Here is an 18,435-nt window from a genome sequence, read left to right on the forward strand (position 1 = left end):
GCGCCAGCCTATCCGCCGCTATACTAGCGTTGGCATACCCATGCCAACGTGACTCCGGAAACCTCGGTTCACGTCCCTTTTATCAATTAAGGATTCACTATGTCCGGTACGAGCAATTCCGTTCGGCTACGACCGCTGGAGCGGGACGATCTCACTTTTGTTCATCAGTTAGATAACAATGCCAGTGTGATGCGTTATTGGTTTGAAGAGCCTTACGAGGCCTTTGTCGAACTCAGCGATCTGTACGACAAGCATATTCATGACCAGAGCGAGCGGCGCTTCATTATTGAACACGAACAGACCAAAGTTGGTCTGGTTGAACTGGTGGAAATTAACCATATCCACCGTCGCGCGGAATTTCAGATCATCATCGATCCGGCCTATCAAGGCCGCGGCTACGCCAGCACAGCGGCCAAACTGGCCATGGATTACGGCTTCTCGGTATTGAACCTCTACAAGCTGTATTTGATTGTGGATAAGGAAAACCAGAAAGCGATCCACATCTACAGCAAATTAGGGTTTGAGGTCGAAGGCGAACTGATCCATGAGTTCTTCATCAACGGTGAATATCGCAACACGATCCGCATGTGTATTTTCCAGCATCAATATCTGGCGAAACACAAAACCGTGACGGGAACCGGCGGCGAAGCACCGGGAAGTTCTATCAGCCAGTAAGGTAAAAAGGCCAGCTCGCTGGCCTAAAGCGATTTATTGCTCCTTTAGCCCTGCCTCTTAAGTTCGTTTATGTAGGCTTAGAGGCGGTTTCGTGCGCCACAATACCGCTATTCTCATGCTACCTCGTAGCACGCGCCCGACGCAGGGCGCTCAATCGCCGCCGCCCTGCGAACCCAGGCTTCCGGCTAAATTATGCCGCTGCGCGGTTCCATCGGTGTTCATGACCGCTAATCGAGCCGTCAGTGACGCGTTCCCGACGCGGCACTGACTTTCGCGACGTCCTGTCGCTCACTCGGCGTTCATGTCCACCGCTGCATAATTTTTTACGCCGGATGATGCTAAAAACCATCGAGTCATAGCGCTTATGTATAAGAGATTAACGCTCGAAAAATAAATGTTAACCCGCGAACTGGCGGAAAAGAGCTTTACCGCGTAAGAGTCGTAGCCCCAGCCAGCCGCCGCAGAGCGACAGCAGGAACGCCGCGATTAGCGGGAGCGTTATCCACATCGTGACATTCGGTTCCCAGGCAAAGTTAAATACTTTACGCTGCAACAGCCACAGGGCAGATTCTGCGCCAATCGCCGCTGCCGTTCCTGCTACCAGCCCCAGTACCGCGAATTCACACCACAGCGTGGTGCGCAGCAGGCGTAGCCCAGCTCCCAGCGTTCGATATACCATCAGTTCCTGACGCCGTTGACGCATCCCGACCTGAATTTGTGCCAACAACAGCAGCACGCCGCAGAACAGTACCAGAATGACCATAATCTCCAGCGCCCGGCTTACCTGCTGTAAGACCTGCCCCACCTGACGCAGAATACTGCCGATATCCAGCACGCTCACCGTCGGGAACTGGCGATTCAGTTGCGTAATCATCTTCTCATCGCCATCATAGCGGAAGCTGGTCAGCCAGGACTGCGGCTGGTTATCCAACGCTCCTACAGGGAAAATGAAGAAGAAGTTCGGACGCAGGCTTTCCCAATCCACCTGACGGAAGCTGGTCACCGTGGCGCTAAACGGCTGCGTATCACCGGTAAAGGTCAGCGTATCGCCAATCTTGATCCCCATCTCTTTGGCTTCTTTCGCTTCCATAGAGACTTCACCCGGCTTCGGCGCTTCGCCTTCCACCAGTACGTTGTGCGGCGGAATCCCATTCATCCAGGTCAGGTTCAGCTCACGGTTCACCGTGTTGCCGCCCGGATCGTCCTCGTGGATCACTTCCGTCGCAATCTGCTGATTAATTTCCGTCAGACGCGCACGAATAATCGGGAAGAATTGCTCCGGCGTCACGTCATGCTGAGAGAGGAAATCTTCAACCTGTGGCACCTGCTCCTTCGTGATATTCAGCAGGAAATAGTTCGGGCTGCCCGGCGGCAATTGCTGCTGCCAGCGATCCAGCAAGTCACCGCGCATCACCAACAGGAGTGCCAAGAGCATAAAGGACAGCGAAAAGGCGGCCAGTTGGCTGAGCGTCGACCACGGCTGGCGCAACAGGCGATTAATGGCCAGACGCAATGCCAGTCGTTTAACCGTCAAGCGTCGTAATAACAGCAACCCGCCCCAACCGATAACGCCCAACAGTAACGACAGCACCGCCATACCGCCGAGCAGCGACCACAGCAGCACGCCGCCACCGGACAACACGGCCAGCAGGCCGACGACAATAAGCAGGACAATCGGCAGGTAGTAGCGCAGCGGCCACACGTTCGCCACCACATCCTGACGTAACACGCGCAGCGGTTGTGTCGCTAGCAGCAGTCGATACGGGCGCAGGCCAACCAGCAGCGAGATCAGAACCAGCGATCCCAGCGCCCATACCCACGGCCACAGCCCAGAAGCTGGCAGTGTGGCGGGCAGCACCGGTGCCAGCATTTTCATCAACAGCGCCTCAAATCCCAGACCGAGCACGCTGCCGCACACCGCCGCCAGCCCGAGCACGGAAAGCCACTGCCCGATGATTAAGCGCCTCAGCGCTTGTCTGCCTGCACCCAGCGTTTTCAGGATAGCGACCAAATCATAACGGCTGCGGCAGTAGTGCCCCATCGCCACCGCCACTGCGGCAATAGACAACAGCAGCGTCAGCAGCGCCGACAACAACAGGAACTGCTGCGACCGCTTTAACGACTGGCTCAGCGCGCCTTCAGAATCCTCCATGCCATACCAGCGCTGATCGGGCTTAAGCTGTGGTTTGATGAAGTTGCTGAATTCACTAATTTGCTTCTCATTGCCGGAAAACATGTAGCGCCAGGTAATGCGTCCCCCCGGCTGAATCGCACCGGTTTTCTCGACATCGTCCAGATTCATCAGAATACGCGGCGCGGTCTCAAACGGATTGAAGCCGGCATCCGGCTCCTGAATCAGCTCGCCGCTGATGCGCAGTGAAGTATCGCCGACGTCCAGCATATCACCGACTTTCAGCCCAAGTAGCGCCAGCAGGCGCGGCGCTACCAGCACCGTTCCCGCTTCCGCATGCAGCCCTTCAGGACGCGTCTGCAAATTGCCATACAACGGATAACGCTGGTCAGTGGCTTTAACCTGTGCCAGCTGTGGCGTATCGCCCGCGAACGTCATGGTCATGAAAGAAATCTGTCTACTGAGCGTCAGCCCGCGCTGCTGCGCGTCCTGAAGCCAGGCTTCCGCGACAGGCCGTGAAGCACGCAGCACGCGGTCGCCAGCCAGAAAATCACGGCTCTGCTGACTGAGCCCTTTTTCCATGCGATCGCTGATCGTACCCAGCGCCAGCACACAAGCGACAGCCAGCGTTAATGCCAACCAGACAATCAGTAAGGAAGGAGAGCGCCATTCGCGCCAGAACCACCGCCAGATCATGCGTCCTCCCGCAGCTTGCCGTCGACTAAACGCAGGCGTCGTTCACAGCGCGCCGCCAGTTGTTCATCGTGCGTTACCAGAATCAACGTAGTGGCATAGTCGCGGTTGAGGGAAAACAGCAGATCAACGATGCGTTCACCGGTTTTACGATCCAGATTCCCAGTAGGCTCATCGGCAAACAAGACGTTGGGACGACCGCTGAACGCACGCGCCAGCGCCACACGCTGCTGCTCACCGCCAGAAAGCTGAGCAGGAAGATGATGTAAGCGCTCACCCAACCCGAGCTGTTGTAACAGTTGTTCAGCCTGTCCACGGCTGTGGCTGTCGCTTTCACCACGCAGCAACGCGGGTAATTGCACGTTCTCCAATGCATTCAGCGTCGGCACCAGCATGAAAGACTGAAAGACAAAGCCGACATGCTGAGCGCGCAGCGCCGCACGGCCTTCCTCATCCAGCGCGTTTAGCGACTTGCCCATCAGGCCCACCTCGCCTTCCGTGCCATCATCCAGCCCGGCCAAAATTCCCAGCAAGGTCGATTTCCCCGAACCGGATTCCCCAATCAGGGCAATTGTCTGCGCAGGTTTGACAATAAGCTCAACTCCGGTAAGGATGGAAAGCCGATTTTCTCCCTGACCAACGTGCTTACTAAGATGATGAACTTCAAGAATGTTTTCTACGTGCGCAGTTTTGCTTGGCGTAGCACTCGCTGGGCTGGTCTTCGCAAACATGTTTTCGTCCTTTTGCTTCTGGGATTATGCAGCGTACGCGCTTTCGCCGCTGACACATTATTAATTCTGGGCGATAGCCTTAGCGCGGGCTACCAAATGCCGGCCGCTAACGCGTGGCCAACGCTGTTGAACACACAGTGGCAAACGCAGAAAAAAGGCATCGCTGTGGTTAACGCCAGCATTAGCGGTGACACCACCGCACAAGGGCTGGCGCGACTTCCTGCCTTGTTAAAACAGCATCAGCCACGTTGGGTGTTGATTGAACTGGGCGGCAATGACGGGCTACGGGGATTTCCGGCCCCTAATATCGAGCAGGATCTGGCAAAAATCATCACGCTGGTCAAACAGGCTAACGCTCAGCCTCTGATTATGCAGATCCGTTTGCCGACCAACTATGGCCGTCGCTACACCGAGTCATTCAGCAATATTTACCCCAAATTGGCGGAGCAGTTTGCACTTCCGCTGCTGCCTTTCTTTATGGAGCAGGTGTATCTTAAACCGGAGTGGATGATGGAAGATGGCATCCATCCAACCCGGGATGCCCAACCGTTTATCGCAGAATGGATGGCGAAGCAGCTGGAACCCTTAGTTAACCATGAGTCTTAATAAATAGGCTTTTGAATTAGGTAAAGTTATGCAAAAAACGGTCTTCATTACGGGTTGCTCCAGCGGTATTGGCCTGATTGCCGCTCAGGATCTGCAAAAGCGCGGCTATCGCGTGATTGCGGCCTGCCGTCGCGCAGAGGATGTTGCGCGCCTGAACGCGCTGGGTCTGGAAGCGATTACGCTCGATCTGGATGACAGCGCCAGCGTTGAACAAGCCGCCGCAGAGGTGATCAGACTGACCGATAACCGCCTGTACGGGTTGTTTAATAACGCCGGATACGGTCTGTATGGCCCGCTGAATACCATTTCGCGCCAGCAGCTCGAACAGCAGTTTTCCAGCAACCTGTTCGGCACGCATCAGCTCACGCAATTACTGCTGCCCGCTATGCTGCCGCACGGCGAAGGCCGTATCATCCAGACCAGTTCGGTGTTAGGGCTGGTGTCAACGCCGGGGCGCGGCGCGTATGCCGCCAGCAAATATGCGTTGGAAGCGTGGTCAGATGCGCTGCGCATGGAGTTACACGGCAGCGGCCTGCACGTCAGCCTGATCGAGCCCGGCCCAATTAGCACACGCTTTACTCATAACGTGGCGCAAACGCAGACGGACAAACCGGTGACCAACCCCGGCATCGCTAAGCGTTTCACTCTGCCGCCGGAAGCGATATTGCCGAAGCTCCATCATGCGCTGGAAAGTTCGCGGCCTAAATTACGCTATCCCGTCACGCTGGTCGCTCACGCCTTAACCTGGCTGCGCCGCCTGCTACCGGGGTGTTTGCTGGATAAAGTATTACGAGGATAAACCTCAGAAGGTGAGGTATTGCACACTTGCCTCTGTACGAGGCTTGCAAGTGACACCGACAGGCCCCATCTAAGGGTCAAACGCATTCAGGAAGTAAGAGAGACTACTCATGTTAGAACAACAAGCGACTATCATTGACGTCAACGAATCCAACCTGCGTCAGGTGTTGGACCACTCCATGACACTGCCAGTCCTGTTTTACTTCTGGTCGGCGCGTAGCCAGCACTGTCTGGAACTGGAACCGGTGCTGGACAGGCTGGCGCAGGAATATGCAGGACAGTTTGTTCTGGCGAAGGTTGACTGTGATGCCGAACAGCGCGTCGCGGCTCAGTTTGGCCTGCGCTCAATCCCCACCGTTTATCTCGTTAAAGATGCTCAGCCGCTGGACGGTTTTCAGGGGCCACAGCCGGAAGAAGCCATTCGTGAATTGCTGAAACGCGCATTGCCGAAAGAAGAAGAGCTGAAAGTCGCGCAGGCACAGCTGTTGATTCAGGAAGACAAACTGTCAGAAGCAATGCACTTGCTGAAAGACGCCTGGCAACTCAGCCAGCAGCGCAGCGATATCGGTCTGATGCTGGCGGAAGTGCAGATTCAGATTAAACGTAGTGAAGAGGCAGAAGCGGTATTAGCCACCATTCCTTTGCAAGATCAAGATACCCGCTATCACAGTCTCGTCGCGCAGATTGAGTTGCTGAAACAGGCGGCAGATACGCCGGAAATTCAGCATCTACAGCAAAAATTGGATGCTGCCCCGCAAAATGCGGAACTGGCGGTACAGCTGGCGCTGCAACTGCATCAGGTCGGTCGTAATGAAGAAGCCCTTGAACTGCTGATGGGATTCCTGAAGAAAGATCTGGCCGTTGCTAACGGCAGCGCACGCAAAACGCTGATGGACATCATGGCCGCCCTCGGCACCGGCGACGCCCTCGCCGCCCGCTACCGTCGGCAGCTCTACTCGCTACTGTATTAATTCTCTTGTGAAAAAGGCCAGAACATTGATTCTGGCCTTTTTATTTGCAGGTAAGCATTAGCCATCGGCTTATCGGCTTATCGGCTTATCGGCTTATCGGCTTATCGGCTTATCGGCTTATCGGCTTATCGGCTTATCGGCTTATGCTAGATTGATGTGATCGTTTCGGGCGTACTAACCACCCTACTTTTCTGTCATTTCATCACTCGCCCGACAAGGAGCGCTCAATCGCCGCAGCTCCTTGACCTCTGGCTATTTGGCGGACGTTGTGCCGCTTCGCGGTATCTTCGGCGTTCGTGCCCGTTATTCGGGCCGTCAGTGACGCGTTCCTGACGCGGCACTGACTCTCGCCGCGTCCATGCGGCTCATCCGACGGTCACGCCCACCTCAGCACAGCGTTTGACGCCAGAAAATGAAAAACAGAAAAATCAGAGAACATACATACTTTTTTATATGTTTAATATTATTACGTTTTTACTCTATAACGTCTTCAACACCGTGATCCAGCCGTGCCCGCCGTACACTGACCAGCCGTTTAGCCAGCGGCGCAGCATGTTCATCACCAGCATAGCAACAACCTCTTGATGGGTTTTCAGGCTGTAGCGCTGTACGTTGAACTGTATCGTTTGGGCGAAAGCCCCTTCCGGCGTATGCAGCGCTAATGACAGTTCTGCATCATTCCGACTTCCCACAACCAGCGCTAACGACGCGCCCTGACGCTCCGCCAGATGACGAGCATAATCCGCTAGCCCAGACAGGCTGGTGTCCTCAACGCGTGCCAGCAGTTCCCCGCCCACTAGCGGCGTATTCGCCGACTGGAGCTGCCAGTTGAGCAATCCTGCCGTGAAGTGTTCACTCACTGCCAGCGTCATATCACGTTCAGCCAGACGCCGTGCAAGCTGCGCTGGCAGCCCTTCCGTTCCTTCAAAGAGGGTATTTTCCCCAGCTACGGCGCGCACCGTTTCCCACAGTTGCACCATCTTTTCCTGCTGAGCGGCTGGCCCTGTCAGCTTCAGCTCGATAATCGGCATAGAAGAGCGGTAGCCCAGCACCACGCCCGGCGGTAACGCCATACCATCCAGCTGACTTGCCAGATCGCTCTCGGAACGACCAAAGGTGGTCAGGCGCAGGCACAGCGGGGCATCGGCAACAGCAAAACGCTCGCGCAAGCGCGGCATAATTTGCTGATCGACCATGACCTTAAACTCAGACGGGACTCCCGGAGTGAAAAACATCAGACACTTATTCAAGTGCAGTGCAAAACCACAGGCGGTACCAACCGGGTTATCTACCATTTCCGCGCTGGCGGGGATTTGTGCCTGTTTGCGGTTACTCGGCGCCATCACTCTGCCGCGCTCGGCAAAAAAAGCCTCCATCCGCGCCAGCCATTCTGCGTGCTCAACCAGCCCTTCACCCGCTGCGGTGGCCGCCGCCAACGCGCTGAGATCGTCGCTGGTCGGCCCCAAACCACCGTTTACAATCAGGATATCGGCGATCTGGCTACGCTGTGTTATCGCCGTCACCAACGCATCGAGATCGTCCCCAACCGTCATCCGGCTGGTCATCGGTAATCCCTGTTGAAACAAATAATCCGCCAACCAGGCCGCATTGGTATCAATAATCTGACCATGCAGCACTTCATCGCCGGTACACAACATCTCGACCCTAAGCATTTTTTTATTCCTCGTGACGATCCTGAAACCACTTTAAAAAGTCGGATGAACAAACACAATGTTTCTTTCAGCCAGCTCGATAGCACCACGCAGCCGCTGAGTCTCGTCCAGTGTAAATATAAAATTACACCCCTCGTAACGGCGTTTTGACAGAAATCACTGAATACTCTACCCTGCTGCCAAAAATATCTGGATAGCCACGCTATATATAGAGGAATAGGTGAAAAATCGTACTCTTGGCAGTATTTTTATCGTTGCTGGTACCACAATTGGAGCAGGAATGTTGGCGATGCCGCTGGCAACGGCTGGCGTCGGATTTGGCACGACATTGATGATATTAATCGGTCTGTGGGCACTGATGTGTTACAGCGCCCTGCTGCTGGTTGAAGTGTATCAACATCAGCCGTCGCACACCGGATTAGGCACGTTGGCAAAAATCTACCTCGGCCGCTGGGGACAATGGATTACCGGTTTCAGTATGCTATTTCTGATGTATGCGCTCACCGCGGCCTATATCAGCGGCGCAGGCGAACTGCTCGCCACCAGCATCAGCCAATGGAGTGGCTACTCACTTCCGCTGTCCGCCGGTATTCTACTCTTCACGCTGGTTGCCGGCGGCGTCGTCTGTATCGGGACTTCCTCCGTCGATTTGTTTAACCGCATTCTGTTTAGCGGCAAAGTGCTCATGCTCGTCATTATGCTGGCCGTCATGGTTCCACATATTCAGCGTGTAAATCTCTTAACGCTCCCACTGCAACAGGGTCTGACGCTCTCGGCATTACCCGTCATTCTGACGTCATTCGGCTTTCACGGCAGTATCCCCAGTATTGTGCATTACATGGGTGGTGACAGCCGTAAGTTGCGCCGGATATTTCTTATCGGTAGCGTGATACCGCTGATTGCCTACATTTTCTGGCAGCTCGCGATGCTAGGCAGCCTCAGTTCTTCAACATTCAATGCGATTTTGACCGATCAGGCAGGGTTGAATGGACTGATGCAGGCTATTCGTACGCTGGTGGCTTCACCGCACGTTGAACTGGCCGTCCACCTGTTTGCCGATCTGGCGCTGGCGACCTCTTTCCTCGGCGTGGCGCTTGGGCTATTCGATTATTTAGCCGATCTGTTTAAGCGTAAAAATAGCGTCACCGGACGTGCCCAAACGGGTTTGCTGACCTTTATCCCACCTCTGGTGTTTGCACTCTTTTATCCGCAAGGGTTCGTGATGGCGCTGGGTTATGCGGCGATCTCACTGGCCGTGCTGGCACTGCTTATTCCCGTCCTGCTGAGCTGGCAGGTGCGCAAACAGCGTCCTGAAATACGTGCGACGCGAGGTGGTGCTCCAGTTCTGGCGCTGGTTTTCGCCAGCGGCGTAGGCATCATCCTGATCCAACTGGCGATGGTCGCAGGCTGGCTACCGTCGATTAGTTAACCTTCTCATCGGTTAATCCAAGATATAAAAAAACGCTGGGAGCGTTTTTCAACGTTGCGCAGCAACGGCCCGCAGGGTGACGGACAAGGATGCCCGTCATAAAAAAAGAGCGTGAATTCAACATTCACGCTCTTTTTCTTTCCAGCAGCGATACGTCACATGGCCAAAAGCCAACACACCTGCGGCTTGAAGTATGACGGGTATATCAGAAGCTCAGACCAACGCCGACATAAGCAGAATCAGCCAGTTTGTTGTCCGGTCCATTCTCACGCGCCATATTGATGTAGCGGTAACCCACATCAACGCTCAGCGGTGCAAAGACCTGCCAGCGTACGCCTGCTTTCCCTTCAACGTAGTGATCGACATGACTGGAGAAAGCATCCGGTGAATAGTAGCCTTCACCATACAGCGAGAACTGACGGCTCAGCGGCCACTGCACGCCACCGCCCAGAGCAACGCCATAGCCATCATTGCCGTGGTCCTGATTCAGGTACAGCGCTTTACCGCCCAGAGTCAGTTTAAGTGGGCCAACAGGGATGGTGTATCCCAGACCGAAGCCGTAGACGTCATTGTTATTGTCGCCGTGGGCATAGCTCACATTACCCGCAAGCCCAGGAATGCCCAGACCGAAGCCCGCACTGGCACCGGCGTAATCGCGACCTGCTTCCCCGGAAAGGCTAATGGCATGTACAGAAGCACTTGCAAGTAACAGGCTTCCCGCACAGGCAATCACAAACTTTTTCATTTTCAATATCCTTAAAACCGTCGTTAAACGCGCGTGTAAAGATGTTATCGTTGCCGATTCTACCCGAAACGCCCCCTCACTCCAGCACGAAATTGCCCTGAGCAGCGATTTATTCTTTTAATAATCATGAAAATTTTCATTCAGCGCTGCTGACAATAGCAACAATAAGCGCGGCCTATTTGCTCAAAGAAGACAAAGTGAACAATAGTACTCACCATGGATGACGACAAAACAGGCAGAAGGAAACGATGATGAGAGAAGGAAAATTAGCGACAGGAAAGCGTGCCGCAGCGATGGATACCCCTCATACGGTGCATGCCGACATGCGCACCCCGATGCGGTTTCAGGACATGTGGTTTCTGGAAAAGCTGGCGCTGTTTGATCGGGAAACCAACGCCAGCTATCAGACGACTCATCAAACTATCCAGCAAAAAAAGGTGACGAAACCCGGTGCCAACGCGTCGGATAGCTAGCGACCAGCCGCGCTGAGCGACCTATTGGACGAAGGGTATATCGCTTTTACCCAGCTTTTCACCTGCTGACGAGAGAGCTTAATTCCACCATTTTTCAGTTCAGTCGGCAGCGCATAATACGCGACCGGACGCTGAAATCCGGCAAGCTGTGGCTGTAGCCAATCACGTACGGCATCAAGCGTCGTGGTTTGTGCTAACTCCACCACCGCGACAGGACGGTGGCCGAACTCCACGTCTTCAACGGGTACAACACAGGCCTGTTGAACATCGGGATGCGTCAACAGCACGGCTTCAATGTTCTCCGGCTGGATCCCTTCCCCACCGCTGAAAAATTGGTTATCCAGACGCCCCAAAATCTGCCATTCGCCCTCGGCAAAGCGCCCGCGATCCCGCGTATGAAACCAGCCATCATCATCGACCAGTGGAATCAGTTTCCCATCACGCCAATAGCCAGCGGCCAGCGTGCTGCCGCGCAGCAGAATTTCATCATCAACCAGCCGGATCTCCCGCCCGTGTAGAGGCAGGCCGACACCCGAACGTCCATCGGCGCGTTTTGCGCAGGCTGTAGACGCCAGTTCCGTCAGACCATAACCACACCAGCAGCTCACACCTCGGGCTTCCGCCTGCTGCGTCAGCGCCTGCGGAATCATCGCGCCGCCAAGCAATACAGCTTTCAGTGCCGCGGGGAGAATGTCCTCCGACAACAGTCGCCACAGCTGCGTTGGCACCAGAGAAGCATGGGTACAATCGCGTAGCGCACTGTCCAGAGGCTGATGCGCACGAACCACTATCGTGGCTCCCGTGGCAAGCCAGCGCCAGACAATACCCTGCCCAGACACGTGGAACAGTGGAAGTGACAGCAGCCAGCTGTCGCTGGCAGAAAACGCCATCATCCGTACCACCCCTTCCGCGCTGGAGATATGAGCCGCGAACGTGTGCGCCACCGCTTTCGGCATCCCGCTGGAGCCGGATGTCAGCGTCAGCGTCGCCAGCCGATCGGCCTGCCAGCGCAAATCAGCACGGCAGCGTTCTTCGATATCGTCGGATAGCAAAGATCCTGATGGTAAAGAAATGGGAGCTAAAGAAAGCGGGCGTACGGCATTCGGCCAGGGATTATCATTCAGGCACAGGCCATACGTCACATTAAGCGAGGGCAGCAGCGCCTCAGTTACCGCCTCGGGCAACTGTGGGTTCAGTGGTAGCACGCGTGCACCACACTGCAATAACGCCAGATAGCTGAACAGCATCTGGACGCTATTCTTACCACGTAGCGCAACCGTACTGTCGGCCGTCACGCCCTGCTGTGTGAAATGATGCACCAGACAATCCACCTGCCGGGCAAGCGCCTGCCAGCTCCAGCGGGTTTCGTCTGCAATCAACGCGACAGGCTCATTCAACGAAACAGACTGGGGCGTTTGGCTAGCCCAGTGTCGCCACGGCCAGTCGGTCAGGATTGCCATACCACGTCCAGTTGCTCAGCAGCCAGCAGCGGCAACGTGCTCTCCGGCCAGCCCTGAATCACCTGCGCCTGCATCAGATCCAACGTATCCAGCCCGGGAATCGTGTCCGGCGTCAGCCAGTGCGCCAGACGCGCCAACTGCGTTAAGCCCAAACTCGATTCAATACTGGAACTGATCACCGCCGTTAACCCAGCCTGATGCGTGTCCTTCACCAGTTGCTGGCAGCGTGCGAGGCTGCCGACCAGCGTCGGCTTAATGACAATCGCACTCACGCCCGGCTCGGCTTCCACCCGAAAATCCGCCTCGCGCACGCTTTCATCCCAGGCAATGCTGATACCCGTTTCCCGCGCAAATTCGCGAGATTCTTCACGGGTTTTGCAAGGTTCTTCGAGGAAGGCAATGCGTGAACGCAATGACGGCGCGACATAGCGGGCAAAACCGTCCGCTTTGGCGCGCGTCCAACTGCGGTTGGCATCCAGACGAAGTTTCAGATCCGGCAAGGCTTCCAGCAGCACGTTAACGATCATGCCGTCACGCACCGCTTCGTAAAGACCGACTTTGATCTTTGCCACTTTCTCGCCCGGCATCGCCTGTAGCATCTCGAACAACTCATCGGGGTCGCCATTACACAATGGCGCTTTACGATAGTCCGCCGCCTGCGGCAGGTGCTGATCCAGTTCGGCCTGTGCACAGCTCAAGCCAAAGGCAACAGATGGTGGAAGATCGTCAGAAAATGTCTGCCCTGCTACCCACGATTGCAGTTGTTCAAGCGCAGCTGATTCCGCCTCCGCCAGCGTTTCCACGCTGAATTCTGGCAGCGGTGCAATCTCGCCCCAGCCCAACCGTTCGCCTTCTTGCAGGCGAACGATAAGACCATCGCGGGTTTTCAGGCGCTGATTGCGCAGCACCACCCCGGCTTCCATCGGCACGCTGTAACGATAGAGAGTGACCCGACGCATTACGGATTCCGTTTGAATTTGCTGAAGTCAGGCTGGCGTTTTTCATTAAACGCGTTACGGCCTTCCTGCCCTTCGTCCGTCATGTAGAACAGCATGGTGGCGTTACCCGCCAGTTCCTGCAAGCCCGCCTGACCGTCGCAGTCCGCGTTCAGTGCCGCTTTCAGGCAGCGCAGCGCCATCGGGCTGTTTTGCAGCATTTCGCGGCACCAGCGCACGGTCTCTTTTTCCAGATCGGCCAGCGGAACCACGGTGTTTACCAGTCCCATATCCAGCGCTTGCGCCGCATCGTACTGACGGCACAGGAACCAGATTTCACGCGCTTTCTTCTGGCCGACGATGCGCGCCATGTAAGACGCGCCCCAGCCGCCGTCAAAGGAGCCGACACGCGGACCGGTTTGACCGAAGATGGCGTTCTCTGCCGCAATGGTCAGATCGCACATCATGTGCAGAACGTGTCCACCGCCGATGGAATAGCCAGCTACCATCGCGACAACCGGCTTCGGACAGGTACGGATCTGGCGCTGGAAATCCAGCACGTTCAGGTGATGCACACCGCTGTCGTCCTGATAGCCGCCGTAGTCGCCACGTACTTTCTGATCGCCGCCGGAACAGAATGCTTTATCACCCGCACCGGTCAGGATGATCGTGCCAATCCCGTCATCGTGACGCGCATTGTCGAGCGCCTGAATCATCTCTTTTACCGTTTGCGGACGGAACGCATTGCGTACCTGAGGACGGTTAATGGTGATTTTGGCAATGCCATCGGCGGATTTGTGGTAGAGGATATCGGCGAAATCGCCGCTGCAATCGTGCCATTCAATCGGTGCGTAAAGCAGTTCTTCACTCGGATAAAGCATAGTTATCAATCCTTAACGGGATGCAAAAAGAAAATCGCGAACCCGCTCGGCATACGCCGTTGGATTCGCCTGATGAGCATTATGGCCCGCCTGCGCGACGCTCAGTAACGGCAGGCCGTAGTGCGCCGCCAGCGTTTGAAATTTCACGTCGCTGGCACCGCATAAGTAAGCAAAAGGTATCGACAGATGTCGAAGGCGTTCAGCCAAAAAAGGCTGTCGCCCCAGCGAGGTGGCTTCCAACATGGCCGCGACAGATGCACCATGATTCTCGCTGCGACGCGTAATCAGCTGTTCACGCTGTTCTGAATCCACATCAGCAAAGACCGCCTGCTGATACCAGTCCTGCAAGACCGCAGGCAGAGGTTCCTGACGAAAGCGCTGCGCCCAGCGTGCATCATGGTGGGTACGCTCCGTACGCAGCTCGGGCGTCGCCAGACCGGGGTGTCCCCCTTCGACCAATAGCCCCAGCATGCCGTCATGCTGTCCGGTGCAGGCGTGATACATCGCGATACGCCCACCGAGCGAATAGCCCAGCAGCCAATAGCGCGTAATACCCTGCACCAGCAGCGTGGCGCTTAGCTGGCGACTCACATCGGCAAAATCGGCAGTGGCAATCGTTCGCGACGCACCGTGCCCGGGTAAATCCACCAACAGCACAGGCCAGTCACGACAAAATGGCAGGACGGGTAACCAGTCCTCGCCACTGCCTAATAAACCATGCAGGCACACCAGCCACGGCTGCCCAGAAGCCACAGCGCCATGCGTCACCTTCCGGCAGCTTAGCTCTTGAAAGCCTAGACTCTGAGGAACCAGCCTCTGAGCATCTAGTGCGCCCATGTCGCCACCTGCGCGACCAGTTCGTTAAGCGTTGCTGCGCCTTCCTTCGGTTCAACCACAACCTCCAGCAGCGTGACGCCACCTTGTGCCCAGCAATCCATCACCGTATTTGCCAGTTGTTCCCAGTTATCAGCACGCACGTAATTGAGGCCAAACATCGCAGCGGCGTGGCCGAACTCCACATTTTGCGGCATGCAGTAAAACGTTTCGCGCTGTGCAACCGGCGTCGGCAGCAGGGAAAATATCTGGCCGCCGTTATTGTTCACCACAATCAACACCAGCGGTGCGGGAGCCTGACGCAGCAGCGCCAGCGCATTCAAATCGTATAACGCAGAAAGATCGCCGACGATGCCCAGCGTCGGTTTTGCCGTGGCACGCTGCACGCCTGCCAGCGTGGAGATCAGACCATCAATACCGCTGGCACCACGATTACCGTACACCGGATACCCCTGCGGGAGCTGCGCCAGCGCGTCGATCAGCCTCACAACAAGGCTGTTGCCGACAAACAGCTGTCCATCCGGCGGCAACAGCGCCGGGATGCGCTGTGCCAGTTGCGCTTCCCCAAAGCGAGAAGCCAGATGGGTATCAATCTGCCGCTGCGTTTTATCGGCAATATCCACCAACATATCCGCCCACGGCGTCTGCTTATGCGCCGGGTGCGCAGAAAGCCATTCGCCCACGTCGGCGACCAGACGGCGTCCGCGATGGTGGGCCGGATCCAGCCGTCCCGGCAGATCGTCAATTAACCAAAATTCTTGCGGCTGGCACTGTTCCTGCCATTGCAGCAGACGTTTACCCGTCAGGCTACCGCCGAACTGCAAGACAATCTCCGCCTGCCGTAAGCGATCCACCGCGTCGGGATGCGCCAGCCAGATATCCGCGCAGGGTAACGGCTGCCCGCTTTGCGACAGGACATCACCAATCAGCGGCCAGCCTAATTCGTTCGCCCACGCGGCGAGGCGCGCCCCCTGTTCCGGACTCACGCGACCGGCGAGAACGACGCCGCGCTTCTGCCGCCACTGCGGCCAGTCCGGCTGTACCGCCAGAGTGCTCTGGCGCATTTCACGCAGCCAAGGCTCACGGCTGCCCCACCAGTCGCCCAGCGCCATCAGCCAATCCTGATACGCCGTGCCGTCATCGGCACCGTACAGCGGTTCAGCAAAGGGGCAATTAATGTGCAGCGCGCCGTGCGCCAGCCGCGCCATCGCGCTATCCACAGAGGAAACCAGCCAGCTAGCCGGGATATCAGGCGTGGGACGCGGCAAATCCAGCGCCAGCGTAGGATGTGAAGCATACAGTGCATGCTGACGAATCGCCTGATTCGCCCCGCAGTCAATCAGCTCCGGCGGGCGGTCGGCCGTCAGCACCACCAGCCGTTCGCCGGTCAGTCCGGCTTCAATGATGGCCGGATAAAGATTCGCGGCAGCCGTACCTGACGTCACGATAATCGCAACCGGTTCACGCGAGGCTTTTGCCAGGCCCAGCGCCAGATGTCCGAGCCCTCGCTCGTCAAAATGCGTGTGGCAAATCAGCGCGTGATTGTCCGCCGCAGACAAGGTCAGCGGGGTGGAGCGAGAACCAGGCGCGATGCAGACATGCCGGACGCCGTGGCGGGTCAGCGATTCCAGCAGTAATGTAGCCCAGCGGCGATTAAATACACTTGTTGACATGATGTACTCAACAACTCAGGTTGCAGGTTATTCCCGCCATCTTCCTGTGTACTGGCTCGATGCTCACAGAAAATGATGGATATAGACAAAATACGAATGATCAAACTGTTGGCGGCCTGGTTGCCCTTCAGCAAACATCAAGATCGGCACTATTATATTTTTTTTTATCACGCTGACTTTGATATAAACCATTACCTGACACAACAACCATAAAACAAAACTATGACATATCACCGTCTAACAGGGATCTCAGCCCTGCGGCTTTGTTTTCCAACTCCTGCCATTCTTGTTCTGGATCAGAACCGGCCACAATTCCGGCACCGGCATAGAGCGTCAAAATATGATCCCGCACTTCAGCCGAACGTAACGCCACGCTAAATTCAGACTGCTGACGAGACAGGTAACCCGCCGACCCAGCGTACCAGCCGCGTTCAAATGGTTCATGTTCGGCAATAAAACGGCGCGCCTCTTGCCTCGGTAAACCCGCCACCGCCGCCGTGGGCTGTAATGCATTCAGGCACGCGCTATCGGACGCAGTTCGCAAAGTGGCGTGAATGGTACGGCGCAGGTGCTGCACTTTACGCAGGCGCACAATTTCCGGCGGCATCACATCCAGCGACAGCGCCGACTGCTGTAACCGCTGGCAAATATCATCCACCACCAGCATGTTCTCACACTGATTTTTGGTGTCATTCATCAGCCAGTCGCCCAGTTCAGCGGCTTTGTGCGCATCGCGATCGCTTGCCACCGTTCCCGCCAGCGCTTCCGTTTCCAGTTCGCTCCCCCGACGGCGATAAAGCCGCTCCGGGCTGGAACCAAGAAACGCATGACGCGCGTCGTGCGCCAGCATGAAATGGAAGCAGTGGTGATTTGCCGCCCGGCTGGCGGCCATAAAGGTGGTCGCCTGTAGCGGCTGCGTCAGCGTTAGCGTCGTCGTGCGCGCCAGAACGACCTTTTCCATCAGCCCTGCTTTGATGTCGTGCAACGCCCGCTGGAGCAAATCAATCCATCCCTGACGCTCCGGCTGATGCCCGACGGACTGTACCTCCGCATGCAAAAGAGGCGACGGCGCAGGCGGCAGAAGCAGATTAAGAAACGCCGAAGCTTCGGCGGCATCCTGTTGCAATGAGGTATCGCTGAACAGATTAATGCTCAGACTGAGCGTATCATCCTGACGCCGTAGTTCTGCCCGGGGCAAAAACAGGTAGCCAGGTGAAGACGTGCCGCTTTCTTTTATCTGGTTAAACGCATTCAGCCCCCAGATACGCACGTTGGGATCGCACTGCTGCTGAGCAAGAAATGCTTCTGCATCCTGAAGATGACGAAACCCACACACGTTGCCGCAAACGGCGGCTTCTTCACGATCCTGACGATGTTGCCAATAGAACTGCGGGTACACTGGCTGAGTCGCCAGCCACGGCAATAGCTCAGACGCATCGCTGAGAGTTAATGAACGCGTTATTTGTCTGAAACCTGCGCGTTCAGGCTGTGGCTCGCGCAAATCCTGCTGCAAATGCCGCAGCAAGTCGGAAAGTTGTTTCACCGTCACCCCGGAGACCTAACACAAAGTAGGGGATTATACGGGAAAAAAACACGCCGTGGGTGAGAGGTTACGCAAGAGTAAAAGGCTACCCTCAGCAGGGTACGCTCCATCGCATTTTTATGACGTGCCGTTGCTGATGCAACGTTAAAAATTTCCCCCGGAAATTCTACCCCATGAGGGTTAT

The 18,435-nt window shown here is 56.1% G+C and carries 15 protein-coding genes and 1 pseudogene; 6 read left to right on the forward strand and 10 right to left on the reverse strand.

The window, feature by feature from the left end; translation table 11 throughout:
• Positions 1 to 99: 99 nt before the first annotated feature.
• Positions 100 to 675, forward strand: coding sequence for a spermidine N1-acetyltransferase (speG, locus tag I2D83_RS16355; RefSeq protein ID WP_010284156.1), 576 nt, complete (start codon positions 100 to 102; stop codon positions 673 to 675).
• Positions 676 to 1,072: 397 nt separating this feature from the next.
• Here speG and ybbP read toward each other — a convergent pair whose 3' ends face one another.
• Positions 1,073 to 3,502 (reverse strand): putative ABC transporter permease subunit YbbP, encoded by a 2,430-nt coding sequence (gene ybbP / locus I2D83_RS16360; RefSeq protein ID WP_205946925.1) that lies wholly within the window; start codon positions 3,500 to 3,502, stop codon positions 1,073 to 1,075.
• Positions 3,499 to 4,230, reverse strand: coding sequence for a putative ABC transporter ATP-binding protein YbbA (ybbA, locus tag I2D83_RS16365; protein WP_205946926.1), 732 nt, complete (start codon positions 4,228 to 4,230; stop codon positions 3,499 to 3,501). The genes ybbP and ybbA overlap by 4 nt, the downstream gene beginning before the upstream one ends.
• Here ybbA and tesA point away from each other — a divergent pair.
• The 3 genes from tesA (at position 4,153) to I2D83_RS16380 (ending at position 6,605) form a co-directional block, all read left to right on the forward strand.
• Positions 4,153 to 4,836, forward strand: coding sequence for a multifunctional acyl-CoA thioesterase I/protease I/lysophospholipase L1 (tesA, locus tag I2D83_RS16370; protein WP_180778321.1), 684 nt, complete (start codon positions 4,153 to 4,155; stop codon positions 4,834 to 4,836). The two genes, ybbA and tesA, sit on opposite strands and share 78 nt — an antisense overlap.
• Before the next feature lie 28 nt (positions 4,837 to 4,864).
• The gene (locus I2D83_RS16375; RefSeq protein WP_015839409.1) at positions 4,865 to 5,635 is read left to right on the forward strand and encodes an SDR family oxidoreductase; all 771 of its coding nucleotides are present in this window, start codon (positions 4,865 to 4,867) and stop codon (positions 5,633 to 5,635) included.
• A gap of 109 nt (positions 5,636 to 5,744) precedes the next feature.
• On the forward strand, positions 5,745 to 6,605 hold the full coding sequence (locus I2D83_RS16380; RefSeq protein ID WP_205946927.1) for a co-chaperone YbbN: 861 nt from the start codon (positions 5,745 to 5,747) through the stop codon (positions 6,603 to 6,605).
• 479 nt (positions 6,606 to 7,084) lie between these two features.
• On the opposite strand, the gene I2D83_RS16385 is transcribed toward I2D83_RS16380, so the two are convergent.
• Positions 7,085 to 8,278 carry a nicotinamide mononucleotide deamidase-related protein YfaY gene (locus I2D83_RS16385; RefSeq protein ID WP_205946928.1) on the reverse strand — a complete coding sequence of 398 codons (1,194 nt, stop codon included), beginning with the start codon at positions 8,276 to 8,278 and terminating at the stop codon, positions 7,085 to 7,087.
• Between the two features lie 220 nt (positions 8,279 to 8,498).
• Here I2D83_RS16385 and tyrP point away from each other — a divergent pair, with 220 nt between their 5' ends.
• Positions 8,499 to 9,707: a tyrosine transporter TyrP gene (tyrP, locus tag I2D83_RS16390; protein ID WP_205946929.1), complete on the forward strand. Its 1,209-nt coding sequence runs from the start codon at positions 8,499 to 8,501 to the stop codon at positions 9,705 to 9,707.
• Positions 9,708 to 9,912: 205 nt separating this feature from the next.
• Here the strand turns inward: tyrP and I2D83_RS16395 are convergent, their stop codons facing one another.
• Positions 9,913 to 10,452, reverse strand: coding sequence for a YfaZ family outer membrane protein (locus tag I2D83_RS16395; protein WP_015839405.1), 540 nt, complete (start codon positions 10,450 to 10,452; stop codon positions 9,913 to 9,915).
• 248 nt (positions 10,453 to 10,700) lie between these two features.
• Here I2D83_RS16395 and I2D83_RS16400 point away from each other — a divergent pair, with 248 nt between their 5' ends.
• A complete protein-coding gene (locus tag I2D83_RS16400) occupies positions 10,701 to 10,925 on the forward strand; it encodes a catalase (RefSeq protein WP_241007233.1) in 225 nt (74 codons plus the stop codon).
• Here the strand turns inward: I2D83_RS16400 and menE are convergent.
• From menE to menF, 6 genes and pseudogenes are all read right to left on the reverse strand, one after another.
• The gene (gene menE / locus I2D83_RS16405) at positions 10,922 to 12,385 is read right to left on the reverse strand and encodes an o-succinylbenzoate--CoA ligase (protein ID WP_205946930.1); all 1,464 of its coding nucleotides are present in this window, start codon (positions 12,383 to 12,385) and stop codon (positions 10,922 to 10,924) included. The two genes, I2D83_RS16400 and menE, sit on opposite strands and share 4 nt — an antisense overlap.
• A complete protein-coding gene (menC, locus tag I2D83_RS16410) occupies positions 12,373 to 13,344 on the reverse strand; it encodes an o-succinylbenzoate synthase (protein ID WP_181844566.1) in 972 nt (323 codons plus the stop codon). Before menC ends, menE begins: the two co-directional genes overlap by 13 nt.
• Complete coding sequence (menB, locus tag I2D83_RS16415; protein ID WP_015839401.1) at positions 13,344 to 14,201, reverse strand: 1,4-dihydroxy-2-naphthoyl-CoA synthase; 858 nt, start codon at positions 14,199 to 14,201, stop codon at positions 13,344 to 13,346. Before menB ends, menC begins: the two co-directional genes overlap by 1 nt.
• 5 nt (positions 14,202 to 14,206) lie before the next feature.
• Positions 14,207 to 14,969: pseudogene (gene menH, locus I2D83_RS16420) on the reverse strand (2-succinyl-6-hydroxy-2,4-cyclohexadiene-1-carboxylate synthase).
• A 56-nt stretch (positions 14,970 to 15,025) separates the two neighbouring features.
• Positions 15,026 to 16,708, reverse strand: a complete 1,683-nt coding sequence (menD, locus tag I2D83_RS16425) for a 2-succinyl-5-enolpyruvyl-6-hydroxy-3-cyclohexene-1-carboxylic-acid synthase (RefSeq protein ID WP_205946932.1) — start codon at positions 16,706 to 16,708, stop codon at positions 15,026 to 15,028.
• A gap of 220 nt (positions 16,709 to 16,928) precedes the next feature.
• The gene (gene menF, locus I2D83_RS16430) at positions 16,929 to 18,257 is read right to left on the reverse strand and encodes an isochorismate synthase MenF (protein ID WP_205946933.1); all 1,329 of its coding nucleotides are present in this window, start codon (positions 18,255 to 18,257) and stop codon (positions 16,929 to 16,931) included.
• Positions 18,258 to 18,435: the final 178 nt, after the last annotated feature.

It is taken from the genome of Pectobacterium aroidearum (genome assembly GCF_015689195.1).
GTDB lineage: Bacteria > Pseudomonadota > Gammaproteobacteria > Enterobacterales > Enterobacteriaceae > Pectobacterium > Pectobacterium aroidearum.